Genomic DNA, 485 nt, shown 5'->3' with positions numbered 1-485 from the left:
GCCCAGTGAGTAGGTGGGAGATGAATTGGCTTCGGACAAGGGATGGCATGAAGCCATCTTAATTGTTCGACATATGTAAAGTGTTACTGGACAATTTGTCATTATCACTTCACTACCTATCGAATGTATGTTTGTTGTATAATAGACATATGTAGAAATGGAGGTGAAACGAATGATTATCAATAAAGCATATAAATTTCGTATATATCCAAATAAAGCACAAGCAACTCTAATCAATAAAACGATTGGCTGTTCTCGTTTTGTATTCAATCATTTCCTATCTCTATGGGATAACGCATACAAAGAAAGAGGAAAAGGTTTGACATATGGTACATGCTCTGCCAAACTTCCTGCCATGAAGAAGGAATTTGTTTGGCTAAAAGAAGTGGATAGTATTGCTATTCAGTCGTCTGTTCGCAACCTTGCGGATGCTTATACACGTTTTTTCAAAAAACAAAACAGTGCCCCGCGTTTCAAATCTAAGA

1 protein-coding gene is annotated in these 485 nt (G+C 37.1%); it reads left to right on the top strand.

From position 1 onward, the window contains the following. Nucleotides 1–172: 172 nt before the first annotated feature. Nucleotides 173–485, top strand: a 313-nt coding sequence (locus MR109_RS29670) for a helix-turn-helix domain-containing protein (RefSeq protein ID WP_242274860.1), incomplete at its 3' end; no start/stop codon positions are given.

The sequence above is a fragment of the Bacillus cereus group sp. BfR-BA-01310 genome (assembly GCF_022664325.1).
Taxonomy (GTDB): Bacteria; Bacillota; Bacilli; order Bacillales; family Bacillaceae_G; genus Bacillus_A; species Bacillus_A paramycoides.
This window is presented reverse-complemented; position numbering and strand designations above follow the sequence as displayed.